Annotated in this window: 18 protein-coding genes; 9 read left to right on the top strand and 9 right to left on the bottom strand. The window is 67.9% G+C overall.

Annotation, left to right across the window (positions count from 1 at the left end; genetic code table 11):
* The first annotated feature begins 345 nt into the window (after positions 1–345).
* The 5 genes from C5B90_RS04290 to C5B90_RS20740 all read left to right on the top strand — a co-directional run bounded on the left by C5B90_RS04290 (position 346) and on the right by C5B90_RS20740 (position 3,312).
* On the top strand, positions 346–798 hold the full coding sequence (locus C5B90_RS04290) for an SHOCT domain-containing protein (protein ID WP_115879366.1): 453 nt from the start codon (positions 346–348) through the stop codon (positions 796–798).
* A gap of 54 nt (positions 799–852) precedes the next feature.
* Positions 853–1,686, top strand: a complete 834-nt coding sequence (locus C5B90_RS04295; protein ID WP_115879368.1) for a pantoate kinase — start codon at positions 853–855, stop codon at positions 1,684–1,686.
* Between the two features lie 102 nt (positions 1,687–1,788).
* Positions 1,789–2,544: a 4-phosphopantoate--beta-alanine ligase gene (locus C5B90_RS04300; RefSeq protein WP_115879370.1), complete on the top strand. Its 756-nt coding sequence runs from the start codon at positions 1,789–1,791 to the stop codon at positions 2,542–2,544.
* A gap of 60 nt (positions 2,545–2,604) precedes the next feature.
* Positions 2,605–3,105 (top strand): hypothetical protein, encoded by a 501-nt coding sequence (locus tag C5B90_RS04305; RefSeq protein ID WP_233511883.1) that lies wholly within the window; start codon positions 2,605–2,607, stop codon positions 3,103–3,105.
* A 57-nt stretch (positions 3,106–3,162) separates the two neighbouring features.
* Complete coding sequence (locus C5B90_RS20740) at positions 3,163–3,312, top strand: hypothetical protein (protein ID WP_199517435.1); 150 nt, start codon at positions 3,163–3,165, stop codon at positions 3,310–3,312.
* 6 nt (positions 3,313–3,318) lie between these two features.
* Here the strand turns inward: C5B90_RS20740 and C5B90_RS04310 are convergent, their stop codons facing one another.
* Both C5B90_RS04310 and C5B90_RS04315 read right to left on the bottom strand, forming a co-directional pair.
* Positions 3,319–4,392: a molybdopterin-dependent oxidoreductase gene (locus C5B90_RS04310; RefSeq protein ID WP_115879372.1), complete on the bottom strand. Its 1,074-nt coding sequence runs from the start codon at positions 4,390–4,392 to the stop codon at positions 3,319–3,321.
* A gap of 110 nt (positions 4,393–4,502) precedes the next feature.
* The gene (locus tag C5B90_RS04315; protein ID WP_115879374.1) at positions 4,503–5,483 is read right to left on the bottom strand and encodes a glutathione S-transferase family protein; all 981 of its coding nucleotides are present in this window, start codon (positions 5,481–5,483) and stop codon (positions 4,503–4,505) included.
* A 167-nt stretch (positions 5,484–5,650) separates the two neighbouring features.
* Here C5B90_RS04315 and C5B90_RS04320 point away from each other — a divergent pair, with 167 nt between their 5' ends.
* Positions 5,651–6,574 (top strand): sulfide-dependent adenosine diphosphate thiazole synthase, encoded by a 924-nt coding sequence (locus tag C5B90_RS04320; protein ID WP_004065032.1) that lies wholly within the window; start codon positions 5,651–5,653, stop codon positions 6,572–6,574.
* Positions 6,575–6,652: 78 nt separating this feature from the next.
* Here the strand turns inward: C5B90_RS04320 and C5B90_RS04325 are convergent, their stop codons facing one another.
* From C5B90_RS04325 to C5B90_RS04345, 5 genes are all read right to left on the bottom strand, one after another.
* On the bottom strand, positions 6,653–7,117 hold the full coding sequence (locus C5B90_RS04325; protein WP_115879376.1) for a hypothetical protein: 465 nt from the start codon (positions 7,115–7,117) through the stop codon (positions 6,653–6,655).
* 66 nt (positions 7,118–7,183) lie between these two features.
* Entirely contained in the window at positions 7,184–7,903 is a 720-nt protein-coding gene (locus C5B90_RS04330; RefSeq protein ID WP_115879378.1) for a class I SAM-dependent methyltransferase, read from the bottom strand.
* Between the two features lie 12 nt (positions 7,904–7,915).
* Complete coding sequence (locus C5B90_RS04335) at positions 7,916–8,815, bottom strand: thiamine-phosphate synthase family protein (protein ID WP_115879380.1); 900 nt, start codon at positions 8,813–8,815, stop codon at positions 7,916–7,918.
* On the bottom strand, positions 8,812–9,399 hold the full coding sequence (gene dcd / locus C5B90_RS04340) for a dCTP deaminase (RefSeq protein WP_115879382.1): 588 nt from the start codon (positions 9,397–9,399) through the stop codon (positions 8,812–8,814). The genes C5B90_RS04335 and dcd overlap by 4 nt, the downstream gene beginning before the upstream one ends.
* A 118-nt stretch (positions 9,400–9,517) precedes the next feature.
* Complete coding sequence (locus C5B90_RS04345; protein WP_115879384.1) at positions 9,518–10,258, bottom strand: Yip1 family protein; 741 nt, start codon at positions 10,256–10,258, stop codon at positions 9,518–9,520.
* A 95-nt stretch (positions 10,259–10,353) separates the two neighbouring features.
* Between C5B90_RS04345 and pth2 the strand changes: the two genes are divergently transcribed.
* Entirely contained in the window at positions 10,354–10,692 is a 339-nt protein-coding gene (gene pth2, locus C5B90_RS04350) for a peptidyl-tRNA hydrolase Pth2 (protein ID WP_115879386.1), read from the top strand.
* The gene (gene truD / locus C5B90_RS04355) at positions 10,692–12,074 is read left to right on the top strand and encodes a tRNA pseudouridine(13) synthase TruD (protein ID WP_115879388.1); all 1,383 of its coding nucleotides are present in this window, start codon (positions 10,692–10,694) and stop codon (positions 12,072–12,074) included. The genes pth2 and truD overlap by 1 nt, the downstream gene beginning before the upstream one ends.
* 21 nt (positions 12,075–12,095) lie before the next feature.
* On the opposite strand, the gene C5B90_RS04360 is transcribed toward truD, so the two are convergent.
* Positions 12,096–12,908, bottom strand: a complete 813-nt coding sequence (locus C5B90_RS04360; RefSeq protein ID WP_115879390.1) for a hypothetical protein — start codon at positions 12,906–12,908, stop codon at positions 12,096–12,098.
* Positions 12,909–13,034: 126 nt separating this feature from the next.
* Between C5B90_RS04360 and C5B90_RS04365 the strand changes: the two genes are divergently transcribed.
* Positions 13,035–13,763 carry a DUF2103 domain-containing protein gene (locus tag C5B90_RS04365; protein ID WP_115879392.1) on the top strand — a complete coding sequence of 243 codons (729 nt, stop codon included), beginning with the start codon at positions 13,035–13,037 and terminating at the stop codon, positions 13,761–13,763.
* A 79-nt stretch (positions 13,764–13,842) separates the two neighbouring features.
* Here the strand turns inward: C5B90_RS04365 and C5B90_RS04370 are convergent, their stop codons facing one another.
* Positions 13,843–15,141 (bottom strand): RNA-guided endonuclease TnpB family protein, encoded by a 1,299-nt coding sequence (locus C5B90_RS04370; RefSeq protein WP_115879394.1) that lies wholly within the window; start codon positions 15,139–15,141, stop codon positions 13,843–13,845.
* Positions 15,142–15,189 lie beyond the last annotated feature (48 nt).

A 15,189-nucleotide genomic window follows, 5' to 3' on the forward strand; every position in this document is an offset into this window, starting at 1 on the left:
TTTCTGCGAGTGGGTGCTCGTCGGACGAACGACGTGAGTCCGACGGTGTTCCCGCGCGACCGGCAGCGCCTGTCGCCTTAGGCGACGGCGCAACACGAGCGCGGGAGCAGGGAGCAACGCGAAGCGTTGCGACCGAGTTCCCGCGTGATCGCCAGCGTCTGAGCCCGTAAGGGCGAAGACCTGGCGAGCCAACGAGACGAGCGCACGCGAGTCTCGTCAGCCCGCCAGCGCCTGTCGCCAGAGGCGACGGCGCACCACCGACGCGCCTCATTTTTGCGAAACAGTCGTTATCTCCCGGACACGTTAGAGCACCATGCACGAACGCCGTCGTCGCGGGGGAGACCGATGACCAACGCGGACCGAATCGTCGACGACGCCGTCGAAGACGCGGCCGACGACGAGGACTCGGCACTCGAAGAGTTGGTCGCCGGTGTCGTCATGGCGCTCATCTTTCTGGTCGGCTTCGGCCTGCTCGCGCTCGGGGTGTCGTGGTTCTGGATCGTCTTCCCGGTCGGCTTCGCGGGCGTGCTCCCCGCCGCGCTCGCCCTCGTCCGCATCTACGAGTCCCGCCGCGGCGACGACGCGAACGAGTCGATGACGACCGAGACCGAAGACGCGCTCGAAACGCTCCGGCGGCGCTACGCGACCGGCGAACTCTCCGAGGAGGAGTTCGAGGCGAAAGTCGAGCGGCTGTTAGAGACGGAGACGGTTACGGACGCCCGGAAGTCGACCGCTGCGCGGCGACGCGAGAGCAACGCAGGCGAGGCGGAGCGAGAGGCGGCGTTCGACCGCGACTGACGCGGACGCGACGAAACGCAACACCGTTAACCGACCCCCGTCGTAGAAAGACCGATGAGCGACGACGCGACGGCGTTCGTGCCCGGTCACGTGACTGGGTTTTTCAGCGCCCACCCCGCCGACGACCCGGCAGTCGCCGGCTCTCGCGGCGCGGGACTGACGCTCTCGCACGGCGTCACCGTGACGGTCGAACCGGCACCGGAGACCACCGTCAGTCTCGACGGCGAGGCGGTCGAGATGCCGCCCGTCGCGGACGTGCTTCGGTCGCTGGACGTGACGGCCGCCGTCGACGCGGAAAGTGACCTCCCGCTCGGGGCAGGGTTCGGCGTCTCGGGCGCGATGGCGCTCGGGACGGCGCTCGCGGCGAACGCGGTCTTTTCCTGCGGCCGGTCGGAGAACGAACTCGTCACCCTCGCTCACGTGGCCGAGGTCCGCGCGGGGACCGGCCTCGGCGACGTGGTCGCGCAGGCCCGCGGCGGGATGCCCGTCCGGGTCGAACCCGGCGCGCCGGCTCACGGCCGGATGGACGGCATCCCAGCGCGCCCGACAATCGAGTACGTCGCGTTCGGCGGCCTCTCGACGGCCGACGTGCTGTCGGGGGATACGACCGCACTCACGGCCGCCGGAGAGACGGCCCTCGAAGCGCTCCGCGCAGAGCCGACGCTCGACCGATTCGTCGCCGAGTCGCGTCGGTTCGCCCGCGACGCCGGCCTCCTGACCGACCGGGTCGAGGCCGCCATCGACGACGTGCGCGCGGCCGGCGGCGACAGCTCGATGGCGATGCTCGGCGAGACGGTGTTCGCGGTCGGGTCGGGGCTGTCTGACGCCGGTTACGACCCAGAGCGCTGTCGCGTCCACCCCGCCGGCGCGACGCTTCGGAGCGAGTGACGGCCGCGAGACCCTCGTAGGCCGGGCGGTGCGCTTCAGGCACAGGCTCCCGGCCGTCGCGATGAGAAAACGTGTTACTGCCGCGGCGACGACCCACCACCAATGAGCGACATCGAGATTCCCGAGAGCCACCCGAGATACCAGTCGCTTCTCACCCGCCACCGCATCGAGGAGGGCGTCGAGAAGGGTATCACGAGCCGGCAGGGACTCATCGCGCAGGGGCGCGGCGAGGCGTTCGACTACCTCCTCGGCGAGCGGACGATTCCGAGCGCGGACGAGGCGGCGCGGGCGGCCGCGGCGCACCTCCTGCTGGCGGACCAGCCGGTCATCTCTGTCAACGGGAACGTCGCGGCGCTCTGCCCCGGCGAAATCGTCGAACTCGCCGCGGCCGTCGACGCCGACATCGAGGTGAACCTGTTCAACCGCACCGACGAGCGCATGCGGGCCATCGTGGACCACCTTCGGGAACACGGCGCGGACGAGGTGAAGGGACTCACCGCCGACGGGCGGATTCCGGGCATCGACCACGAGCGCGCGAAAGTCGACGCCGACGGCATCGGGAGCGCCGACGTGGTCGTCGTCCCGCTGGAGGACGGCGACCGGGCCGAGGCGCTCGGCGCGATGGACAAAGTCGAAATCGTCGTCGACCTCAACCCGATGTCGCGGTCGGCGCAGGTCGCCACGGTCCCCATCGTGGACAACATCGTGCGCGCCGTGCCGAACATCACGGCTCACGCCCGCGACCTGCGGGACGCCGGCGCGACGCGCGAGGAACTGGAAGCCATCGTCGTCGACTTCGACGCCGACGCCGCCCTCGACGCCGCCGAGCGGGCGATTCGAAGCGGAAGCGACGACTGAGGGGTCGGCGAGACCCGACCGGTCGCAAAGTTATTTCTGAGCGACACGAGACGTGTCGATATGAACCGTCAACGAACGCTCGCAGTCGTGATGGCGGTCGTCGGTTTCGGAGCCGTCGTCGCCGGAATCTATCAGGAGCTGCTCCACGTCGCACCCGGATACGACGGGTCGATAACGACGGGATGGGGCGGCCGACTCAACCACGAGGAGTACCTGCTGGCACGGCTTGGGGGCGTCGGCGTCGTCGGGACGCTGGCCGCACTCCGGTGGAAGTACGCCGCGGCCCTCCCCGTAGCAGTCGGTGGGGTCGAAATCGGCTATTCGCTCGTCGCCGTGTCCCACTACGTCCGGGAGCCGGGACTCTACACCACGGTCCAGACGTTCGACGGGACGACGCGACTTGTCCTCGGGGCGGAGCCGTTCTTACTCGTCGCCGGCGGCCTCCTGTTCCTCGGTGCCGGCGTCGTCGCGTGGGGAACTCACGGCGAACGCGCCGCGACTGTGCGAGCGTTCACCGACGCGGGACGCGAACAGCATCTCGCGGGATTCCGCGATGAGTGATGACCAGCGACCCTGCCCACAGAAAGTATTTCCACGTTGACAGGCATGGCGACCAGTATGCCCTCTTCCGATTCGAGCGCGCCCGACGAAGTCCGGACACCGGACGTACAGGACGCGTCGACCGACGACACGGCGGACGATAACCACGAGAGAGAAAAGACGATTCTGGACCGCCTCGTCGACGTGCTGTGGATTCTCCCCTGGTGAGCGCAGCTATCCGAACCCGCTCACCAGCACCGCGAGCCACTGCGCCGGGTCGCGTCGCCGGCGAACCTCGACCGAATCAACCCATTTGACCCACTGGAAGCCGCGGCGGTTCGGCGCGACCAGTCGGAGCGGCGCGCCGTGGCCGTGGGAAAGCGGTTCGCCGCCGACGTGGGTCGCAAGGAGCATCTCGCGGGCCTCCGCGATAGGAAACGACCACCGAAACCCCGTCACCGACCGGACCGTCACCCACCGTGCCGACGAGTGAACACCGGCGGTATCGAGCGCGTCGCCGAGTCTGACGCCGGTCCAGTTCTGCTCGATGTACCACCCGCTCGTGCAGTCCAAGAGGACCGACCGCGTCTCGTCGGGCGCGAGGTCGGCCCGGTCGAGCTCGAGCGGACGGTCTACCAGACCCGTGACCGAAAGCGACCACGAGTCGGGGTCGACGGGGTCGGGGTCGTCGGCGACCCAACTCGTCACCGGAAAGGCGTCGTTGCCCTCGCCGGGTGGGAGCGGCCGCGACCCAGTGAATCGTCGGCTGACGCCGCGGAGCGCCCCGACCGTCTCGGTCGCCCGGTAGGTCGCCGCGCCGAAGACGAGTATCGCGCCGTACTGGAGCGCCCGGCGTCGCTCCGCGAAGTCGACCGTGCGGGGCGGGCGAAAGCGCGCCCGGAGGTGGACGAGAAGAATCGGCAGCACGAGCAGGCCGAAGCCGATGTGGACGTTGAGAAGCGTCCAGAAGGCGATTCGGACCTCGACGCCGAGCACCCACGCGACGCCGGTGCCGAGAGCCGCGAGCGCGACGACCGCGAGGAGGACCGAGAGCGCGGTGTGGCGGTCGCGGAGCCGCGAGTCGAGGACGCGGCGGCGGACCCGATAGAGTTTGAAGCCGACGAGAACGACGAGCGAGAGGCCGGCGACGCCGTGGGCGACGAACAGGAGGCCGTTGGCCGGATGGCCGGCTCCGAGGCTCAGCACGCCCGAGAGCGTCTCGAAGACGACGAGCGCGAAGATGGACCAGTCGACCGCCCGCGGCGGCGGTTCGAACCGCCGGAGCGCGCGAGTCGCGCGGCTTGCCATGAGAAATGATAGCGTTTCGAGCGGGAATAGGGTGTCGAGGGAGGCGGCGAGAACGGAGACGGGAACGGAGAGGGGAACGGGGACGGAAACGCGAGGAGAGCGGAGTCGGCTCAGTCGTCGGCCGTCAGTGCCGCGGGGAGGTCCGCCGGGAGGCGGTCGCGGTCGTGTTCCGCCTCGAAGTCGAGGTCGGGGCCGACGCCGTAGATGCGCTTGGGATTGATGTCGCCGTGACTGACGAAGTAGTGCCGGACGATGTGGTCCATGTTGACCGTCTTCTCGATGCCGGGGAGTTGGTAGAACTCCTTCGTGTAGTTCCAGAGGTTGTCGTACTCGTGGATAGCCTTCTTGTTGCACTTGAAGTGCGTGTGGTAGACGTGGTCGAAGCGAATCAGCGTCGCGAACATCGCGATATCCGCCTCGGTGAGCACGTCGCCGGCGAGGAACCGCTGGTCGTCGAGGACCTCGTCCCAGTGGTCCAGCGCGTCGAACAGTTCCTCGACGGCCTCCTCGTAGGCTTCTTGGGTCGTCGCGAATCCGGCGCGGTAGACACCGTTGTTGACCGGCTCGTAAATCTCGTCGATGAGGCGGTCGACCTCCTCCTCGTAGCCGTCGGGGTTGAGGTCCACGTCGTTGTCGGCGATGGGGTCGAACGCCTCGTCGAGCATCCGCATTATCTCGCGGGACTCGTTGTTGACGATGGTCTCGCGCTCTTTGTCCCACAGCACGGGGACGGTGACGCGCCCGGTGAACTCGTCGTCGGCGCGGAGGTAGACGTCGCGGAGGAACTCCTCGCCGTACAGCGGGTCCGGGAGGTCCTCGGAGAACTCCCAACCGTCGTCGATTCGGACTGGTTCGACGAGCGACAGCGAAATCGCGTCTTCGAGGCCCTTCAGCGCGCGCGTCATCGCGGTGCGGTGTGCCCACGGACACGCCCGGCAGATGTAGAGGTGGTACCGCCCGGCCTCGACCGGGAACCGCTCGTCCTCGCCGACCCAGTTGCGGAAGTTGGTCGTCTGGCGTTCGAACTCGCCGTCCTCGTTGTTGGCGACGAACTTGTCGGTTCGCCACTCGCCTTCGTAGAGCATGTTCATGCTACCACGACCTGGAGTGCTCGCATGTCCGTCCGTTAGGACGTGAACACCAAAAGTAGGGAGGCGACATCGGTGTAACCGGCCCGCGAGCCGGGCCGGTGGTGGCTGACAGACGGGAAAGTCCGCCGACCAACAGGTTTTACTACTAGGTGGTATCACTAGGTGATATGTCGTTTGACGGATTCACCGACGCGACGGAAGCACAGGTCACACGCGCGATTTCCGACTCGTGGATGGAAGAGTTCCGCGAGCGCACCGATACAGAGGTCATCGTCGTCGGCGGCGGACCCTCCGGTCTCGTCGCGGCCAAGGAACTCGCCGAGCGCGGCGTCGACGTGACCATCGTGGAGAAGAACAACTACCTCGGCGGAGGCTTCTGGCTCGGCGGCTTCCTCATGAACAAGGTAACCGTCCGTGACCCGGCCCAGCGCGTCCTCGACGAACTCGGCGTCCCCTACGAGGAAAGCGACGAGGCCGAGGGGCTGTACGTCGCCGACGGCCCGCACGCCTGTTCCGCGCTCATCAAGGCCGCCTGCGACGCCGGCGCGAAAATCCAGAACATGACGGAGTTCACCGACGTCGTCCTCCGCGAGGACGACCGCGTCGGCGGCATCGTCATGAACTGGACGCCGGTCCACGCGCTCCCGCGCGAACTCACCTGCGTCGACCCCATCGCGGTCGAGTCTGACCTCGTCCTCGACGCGACGGGCCACGACGCGGTCGTCCTCTCGAAGCTCTCCGAGCGCGGCGTCCTCGACGTGAACGGCATCGAACACGCCAAGGAACACAACACGGGCATGGACAAAACCGCCGACGGCGAGTACGGCGCGCCCGGCCACGACTCGCCCGGCCACGACTCCATGTGGGTCTCCGAGAGCGAAGACAGCATCGTCGACGCGACGGGCGTCGTCCACCCCGGCGTCGTCGCCTCCGGCATGGCTGTCGCCACCGCCCACCACCTGCCGCGCATGGGGCCGACGTTCGGTGCCATGCTGCTGTCCGGTCGGCAGGCGGCGCAGTCCTGTCTCGACGAACTCGGCCGCGACGCGCCCGAAGTGAGCATCTCCGGGCCCGCTCCGGCCGACGACTGACCGCTTCCCGGCGGTCCGATTGTCGGTTCCCCCGACGCCTCTGACACTTGTTCTGGGTCGCTCCCGACCCGTTTTCCGTTACTGGACTCCCCCACGTTCCTGCTCGTGAACCCAGCCGAGCGCTCGCCGGATTCGCGCCCATCCGCGGTTCCACACGAGCAGGGAACCGGGGAGGACACCGACGGCGAGCAACGTGAGATAGTACTGCAACTCGACGACCGGCGGGTACGTCACTGACGCGAGTACGTCGAGGAGTCGCAGCGCGAACCAGAGCTGTGCCGCGACGAAGTGACTGATGACGAAGGTTCCGACCAGTCGCTCCTGAAGGCCCGCCGGTTCGGGCCGCCCGCCGATTCGGCTCCGGTAGAGCAGATACCCGGCGACGAGCGGCTGGAAGACGACACAGCCGAGCGCCCACAGGGGACTCGCGTTACTCCCCCGCTCTGCGGCGTCGAGAGACACCCAGTAGCCGACGAGCCCCAAGAACAAGAGGTGAAACGCGTTGAAGGGCGCGCCGAGAAGCGCCGCGAGGAACGAGGCCATACCGTCGGTTGACACGGGTTCGACATATCGTTTCTGTCGGCTAATCGAGTCACGCGGCGACGGCCGTTACTCCACGACGCCCGCACGAACCCGCGCGAAGCCGAGGGCGTGGGTCGTCTCGTGGGTCACTCGACACCGCGATTCGAGCGCCCGGTGGGCCGCGACGAGTCGCCGGTTCAGCATCCGGGTCGGTGACGCGCGCATCGTGCGCGACCCCGGCGGCGCGGTGACACGGACGAGCGCCCGAAACACCGGGTTGAGCGGTCGCCAGCGCCGGTCGGTCGTCTCCGCGAGGTCCACGAGACAGAGTCGCCCGCCGGGGCCGACGAGGTCGGCCCACGACGAGACCACGGCCGCGGGGTCGTCGAACATCCCCGAGACGAAGGTGGCGAGGACGGCGTCCGGCGATTCTTCGAGTTCGGGCGCGACCGGCGGCCGGGTCGCGTCGGCGCGGACGAGGTGGACGTTCGGGTACTCACGGGTCCGCTCGCGAGCCACGTCGAGGACGCCGGGTGAGAAATCGACGCCGACGACGGTTCCCTCGGGACCGACGCGCTCCGCGAGGTACGGGAGGTTCGCGCCCGTTCCGCACCCCATCTCGACGACCGTCTCGCCCGGGGCGAGCGCGAGCGCGTCGGCGGCTTCGGTTCTGACGCTCCCGACGCCGGGCGCGCGGCGGGCGAGCGCGTCGTACAGCGTCGCCCAGCGGGTGTAGAACGACTGGGCGACCGACGACGGCGAGTGAGAACGAGAACGAGAGCGAGAGTTGGACTGTTCGGCTGTCATGGGTGGAGAACCTCAGAGCAGGACGCGGACCACGTCGGCGACGGCGGGCGCGTCGGGACCGAGGATGTACGTGATTGGCTCGATGCCGTAACCGCCGCTCTGGTAGACGACGAACGTCTCCGGCAGGTCGCGGGCGGTGAGGAGTTCGCGGACCGGGTCGGTCGGCGCGTCCGGGTCGAACTCGATGCACTCGTAGCCCGCGGCTTCGAGGTCCTCGATGACGCCCGCGTCGTAGACGATGTTGAGCGCGGCGTTCACGTCGGCACCGGCGGCGCGGGCCGAAAGCAGGACGCCCGCGACGTGGCCGCTGACGCCGAACTCGGGTTCGCCGGGGACGGTCGCCTGCCCCTTCACGTCGAAGATACGGCCGGGGATTGCGGCGATGTCGTCCACGCTGTCGGCGTCCGGCAGCGACTCAACGAGGTTGGAGCCGACGTTCGGGATGAGCCCCGCGAAGCCGGAGGTGTTCGTGAGCATGCGGAGGCCGCGGCGGACCGACGAGCGGACCTGCTCGACGGTTCGGAGGCGACCCTCGGGGTCGTGGATGCTCCGGAAGCCGTCGTGGGAGGCGAGTGCGGGCATCTCCTCTTCGTGGAGGTCGGACAGCAGGTCGCCCTCTTCGAGTTGGCGGATGAGGACTTCGGTCTCGACGAGCGCCTGCACGGGCGTCATATCGCCGGTTGCGAGGCCGTCGCCGACGCGGGAGACGAGGTCGACGACGCGAGGGTCGGTGGCGACCCGCTCGTTCGTGGTGACCTCGCCGTGGGCGTACTTCGAGACGGCACTCTGGCTGATGCCGAGCGCCTCGGCGACCTCCGACTGGGTGAACCCACGGTCGCGGAGGTCCTCCGCGAGGAGCGCGCGGAACGTCGGGAGGAACGCGTCCACGACGATTTCTTCGATGAATTTCATTCGTCACCACCGAACTCGGGGTCGGAGCTGAGCCGCGACGCCTGCGGCCCGCGCTGGCCCTGATACTTCGAGCCGCGTTCGACCCCGTAGGGGCGGTCAGCGGGCGATTTCATCTCCGTGAACACGAGCTGTGAGATGCGCATGCCGGGAGTGAGCGCGACCGGCGCAGTACCGAGATTCGACAGTTCAAGCGTGATTTGCCCCTCGTAGCCGGGGTCGACGATGCCCGCGGTGGCGTGGATGACGACCGCGAGGCGGCCGAGCGAGGACCGGCCCTCGACGGTCGCCAGCAGGTCGTCCGGAATCTCCACGCGCTCTTTGGTCGTGCCGAGGACGAAGTCGCCGGGGTGGAGGATGAAGTCGTCGCCCTCCGGGACGTGCGTCTCGCGGACGTACTCGGAGACTTCGTGCTCTCGGTTCGGGTGGATACAGGAGATGTTCGTGCGCTGGAACTCTAAGAATTCGGTGCCGAGACGGAGGTCGACGCTCGCGGGCTGGACCTGCATGTCCACGTCGTCTATCGGGTCGACCACGAGGTCACCCTCGGCGAGGCGAGCGAGGATGTCCGAGTCGGAAAGTATCATACTCGAAGGGAGCGCGTCGCGGACAAGTAAATCCACCTTTCGACGGGAGACACCACCCCACCGAGGCGGGGCGACAGCGCCCCCGACTCAACGGAGCGACGCACCCACACGTCGCGGCTCAGAGGAGTTCGAACAGGAGACCGACGAGGCTCAGGCCGACGGTGACGACCGCGGCCGATTCGACGTCAAGGTCGCGGGCGCGGGCCATCCCGTAGGTCCGGACGTACGTCGCCCACGCGACCGTGATAACCACGACGACCCCGGTGATGAGGCCGAAGCCGGACAGCGCGGACTGCATCGCGGTGACCGCGGCCTCGGGCGTCGACGGGAGGTCGATTCGCGGGAGGACGTAGGCGAGGTAGCCGGCGAGCGCGACGGCGCGGGCCGCGCTCGGGACCATCCCCCACGCGGCGACCGTCAGGGACTCCGCGAAGCCGCCCTCGCCGCCGACGAGCGACGTGCCGAGATGGAGCATCGCTCCCTCGAAGAGCCAGAACAGCGGCACGCCGACGAGCATCGCCCACGGAACCCACGAGATTTCCTGCCAGACGAGGTCGCCGAGGCGTTTGTCGATCTGTTCAGGGACCGAGGGATCACAGCCCGCCGGCGCGTCCATGTCGGCGAACGGGCCGCCCTCTTCGTAGTTTTCGCACATCCAGTCGGGGGCGTGTTCGGGGTTATCGACACTGACCTGCTGGTCGAGCTGTTGGGTGAACGTGACGAGGATGCCGCCGGTGGCGGCCGCGACGACGAGCGTCACGAGCGCGACGACGGCGAGCGCCCGCCCGGTGTCGAGCGGTCGCGGCCGCGACGCGAAGTACTCGCGCGGCTTGAGGAGGGGCGTTCGGGGACCTGCCATCGGTCGAACCACGGAGATGTCGGTGAAATGTCTTCTGCCCGCACGCGACGCCCGCGATGGGAGGACATTTACCGCGTCGGCGGGGAGTAGCGGGCATGAAACAGGCCATCGTCGCACGCGCCGACCTCGGCATGGGCCGGGGAAAGCTCGCCGCGCAGGTCGCCCACGCCTCGCTGTCCGCCTACGAGGACACCGACTCGCAGACCCGGAAGCGCTGGAAGGGCGGCGGACAGAAGAAGGTCGTCCTCAAGGCCAACGGCGAGTCGGAACTGTTCAAACTCGCCGACAAGGCCGAGCGGGCGGGCATCCCCCACGCCATCATCCGCGACGCGGGACACACGCAACTCGACCCCGGCACGGTGACGGCGCTCGCCGTCGGCCCCGCCGAGGACGACGAAATCGACCGCGTGACCGGCGACCTCTCGCTGTACTGATGCGCGAGGCACACCCGCTGGAGCGCGCGGTCGGCATCGACAGCTACGTGAGCGACGCCGACGGCGTCGGCGGCCGCCTTCGCGTCGCCCCCGAGGACTTCCGCGTGCGCGAACTCGAACTCGACTCGCTGAACGTCCGCCCGCCGGACGCCCCGACCGGCGACTTCCCGAACCTCGTCCTCCGCGTCACCCTCCGCAGCTGGGACACCAACGACTTCGCGGGCCGGCTCTCGGACGAACTCGACGCGAGCAGAGAGCGCGTCTCGTGGGCCGGCACGAAGGACAAACACGCCGTAACCACCCAACTGTTCACCGTCAACGGCGGCGACGCCGACGACGTGCCCGAGATTCCGAACGCCGACATCGAGGTCGTCGGCCGCCTCGGCCGCACGCTGAACTTCGGCGACCTCGCGGGCAACGGCTTCCGCATCCGCGTCCGCGACCCCGAGAACCCCGACAACGCCGCGGCCGTCACCGACGCACTCGCCGAGTTCGGCGGCCGCGAGGGCCGCGTGGGCGTCCCGAACTTCTTTGGCCACCAGCGGTTCGGCAGCATCCGCCCCATCACCCACAAAGTCGGCCTGCACGTCGTCCGCGGCGAGTGGCGCGAGGCCGTGTTGGCGTACTGCGGCGGGCCGACCGAGGACGAACCCGAGGAGACACAGGAGGGCCGCGCCGTCGTCGACGAGGAAGCCGCGTCGGCCGACCCCGACTGGCACCGCGCGCTCGACCGGATTCCGGGCTACCTCGGCTACGAGCGCGGCATGCTCCACCGCCTCGCCGAAGACGGCGCTGAGACCGACGAGGACTGGCGCAACGCGCTCGAATCGGTCCCGTCGAACATCCAGCGCCTGTTCGTCAACGCCGCCCAATCCTACGCGTTCAACCGGATGCTCTCGGAGCGCCTCGACCGCGGCCTCCCGTTCGACGAACCCGTCGAGGGCGACGTGGTCTGCTTCGCCGACCGCGACGCGCCCGAGGGGTTGGAACTCCCCGACGTGAGCCGGCTCCAGACCGCCACGGGCCGCAGAGTGGAGGTCATGGGCCGACACATCGAACGCGGTCGCGCGTTCGTCACGGCCCCGCTCGTCGGCACCGACACCGAACTCGCCGAGGGCGAACAGGGCGACATCGAGCGCGCCGTCCTCGACGACCTCGACCTCGAACCGGGCGACTTCGACCTCCCCGGCAACTTCCAGTCGACCGGAACGCGCCGGGCGATTCTCGTCCGCACCGACCTCGACGTGGACCGCGAGAGCGGCGACGCCGACGGCGCTGACGGGGCTGGCGACGACCTCGTCTTCGACTTCGCGCTCCCCCACGGCTCGTACGCGACGGCCGTGATGCGCGAGTACCTGAAGGCCGGTCCGCTCGACCTCTGAAAACCGAACCGAGACGCAAACTCACTGTTTTGCGGCGCTCGCGGCGGATGTCGTATCCACTCGGCGCTTCGCGTCCACGGTGCGCGTGGTCGCGTAGCCGATAGCCGCGAAGGGAAGCGAAAAGAGCGTCGCGGCGACTGCGAACCCGAGCGCGAGGCCGACGGTTCCCAACTGGAAGCCGGCGGCCTCAGCGGCCGGTGGGAAGTACGCCCACGCGGGGACGGCGAACGCGAGCGCCGAGACCACCGCGCCGAGGCGGAACCGACCGCGGGCGCTGGCGACGCCGAGCGCGTAGCCGACGGCCAGCGGGAGCGCCAGCGTCGCGGTCCGGGCGACCGAGGGACCGGCGACGAGCCACGCGACGACGCCGCCGAGGGCGACCGGTGCCATCGCGGACAGCGACCCGGTGACGACGCCCTCGGCGTTCGAACGGCCGGCGAAGACGGCTCCGGCGGCGGCGAGGAGCGCGACGCCCACGCCGGCGACGACGAGGGGTCTGTCGCGGGCGAAGACGACGACGAGCGGGACGGTCGCGGAGGTGACGAGCGCGAACGCGAGTTCGGCGGTCGTCCGCGTGTCCGAGGGGTTGCGGTGGGCGACGAAGGCGCGGAAGCTCCCGGCGGCGACCCACGCGAGGGCGGCGAACAGCGCCGTCGAGAGGGGCGCGGCCCGGCGGAGGTACGAGGCGACGGCGCGACCCGTATCGAGCGCCGACTGGCCCAGTTGCGTGGCGAGGCGGACGGTCGTCTCGGGGTCGAGCGCGAGCGCGACCAGTCCGACGAGGCCGGCGAGCGCGAGCGGCGACAGCGACGCGAGAAGGGCGCGGCGGCGCATACGAAGTGGACTCTCGGACACGGGGACGAATATGTTTCGCCAAGCGAGTCGTGCGCCGGGAGTCGCGGCGCGTCCGCTCCGAGCCGCATAAACGGCCTTTTGTACGCGCACGACCGACACGTCGATATGCACTGTCGGCGGTGTGGAAATCCGTTAGAGAAGCCGGGAGACTACTGTCTCACCTGCAACACCGCCAACTGCGACGCCGTCGTGGCCGTCTTCGAGGCCGACCGCGCGACGCTGACGTTCCTCGACGAGGAGGACGTGCTCGGCGAGACGACGGTCACGACGATTCCCGAGTCGGACGACGAGACGAAGGTCGTCCAACTCCGCAACTTCGCCGGCCTCGTCGCCGACGAGATTCGGCGCAAGCGACCCGAGACCGTGTACGCCGCGGGCGAGCGCGCCCCGCTCCGCGAGACGCGCGCCCAACTCCACCACGAGTTCTATCGCGTCTCCGACGACGACCCCGTCCAGCGCGTCCTCGACACCCGCGGCGAGCGGACGCTGGAGGTCGTCGATATTCCGCCTGCGGAGAAGTTGGGCGGGAGCCACAGCACGCTCATCGGGGGGCGACGGGGTCGCCGGGCAATCGGCGTCGTCGCCGGCCACCCGCACGTCAAGAAGGTCATTCCCGGACCCATCGACGCCGGCGGCACCGGGTCGCGGACGGGCCTCCGAGCGAAGGTCACCCGCGCCGACGACAACGGCAACGTCAGACTCCTCCTGCGAGACGGGTCGAGCGTCCAAGAAAACCGCATCGTCACGACGGCGATGAACCGCGAGACGGGCGAGCGCGTCCGCGACGACCTGAACGAGGCGCTGCGAGAAGACGAGTTACAAGAGACGAAGTAAGACGGAGAACACGCAGCACGGAACCGGGGACGGGACGGCTCAGGCCGACTCGGTCGCGCCCTCCGGGACCGTCTCGATGTCAGTAACCCACGACTGAAGTCGTGGGCTTGTCAGTGGACTCCCCTTCTGCCGTCGAGTCGACGGAGGCGTGGAAATCGCCATTCAGGTTCAGCGTCCCTGACGCAAGCGCACACTGACAGGGTGCGCCTCCACTCGAAGACGTCTGCCCCGAGTGGAGTCTCTTGAGTAGTTTCCGAGCGATGTTCTTACTCGCGTTGTAGTCCGCGTTCAGTTCGTACTCGCACTTCTGACACACGAACTGATGCTTCGTCCGCCGATTCGATTCGTGCGTAAACCCGCACGACGAACACCGTTGACTCGTGTACGCAGGGCTCACCTGCTCAACCTTGATCCCGAACATCTCCGCCTTGTACTCAACGTACTGGGAGAGGCGTCGGAACGCCCATGCGTGGAATCGCTTCGCACCAGCCATCCGTTTGCGAATATCGGTCAGATTCTCGAACGCGATGTGCGTACAGCCGTGGTCGTGAGCTTCTTCGAAAATCTGGTTCGACGCTCGATGTAGTTCGTCCTGCATCCAGCGGTGTTCGCGGTCGTTCATCGACTGAATCGACAAGTGTGCCGACCGCGTTCCCGTCTGTTGCATCGAGCCGCGAGTCTTCTCGAACTCTCGGCGTCGATGATTCATCTCGTCTGCATTCCCGATGAATGCGCCTGTGGAAGTCACGGCGAGCGAACCGTCCACGTTCAGGTCAACGCCAAGGACTGTTCTGTGCTTGGCGTCTTCAGAAGAAGTCGTGGACTGCTCTTGCTCGTCTGTGGTTCGGCGCATCCGTGCGTGGAGATAGAACTCCGACGTAGAGCGGTCGTACTGCAACGTTGACATCCGGAACTCGTAGTCCTCGTTCAGCAGATACTCGCCAATCGGCGTTCCCTCAATTTCGCTGGGAATCACGTAGTCGCACTCAACGCGGCCGTTTACTGTCGAGAGCGAAACGTGGTCGCGGTGGAATGTCGCAGAGCGTTTGTCGTAGACGACGCTCCACGCATCAAAGTGCGGTTGACTGGTGTTGTCACCTTTCTTGAGTCGGGCGACACCGCTTTTTGTGGCCTCGATAGCGCGTCGAATCCCTTTCTGTACGAGATTTGCAGTCAACTCCGTCTCGTTGCGAAGTCGTTCGTAGAGGGCGTTCTCGGCGTTCTGTTTCGAGGTCACACAGTAGTCGTTCGGGTATCTCCACGCCCACTCTGCGGTGGTGTTCGCACAGTGAAGGAACTGAGTTTTGGTCTGATGGAGGTCGTCGCATCGCTCGTTGGGTACGTCGAGTTTGACTTTGACGGTGCGAATCACCTCCATCGTGAATTCACATATTAGGTGAGTTCTTTATAAATCATATGATTGGCA

Source organism: Haloferax sp. Atlit-12N (assembly GCF_003383095.1).
In the GTDB taxonomy this organism is placed as follows: domain Archaea; phylum Halobacteriota; class Halobacteria; order Halobacteriales; family Haloferacaceae; genus Haloferax.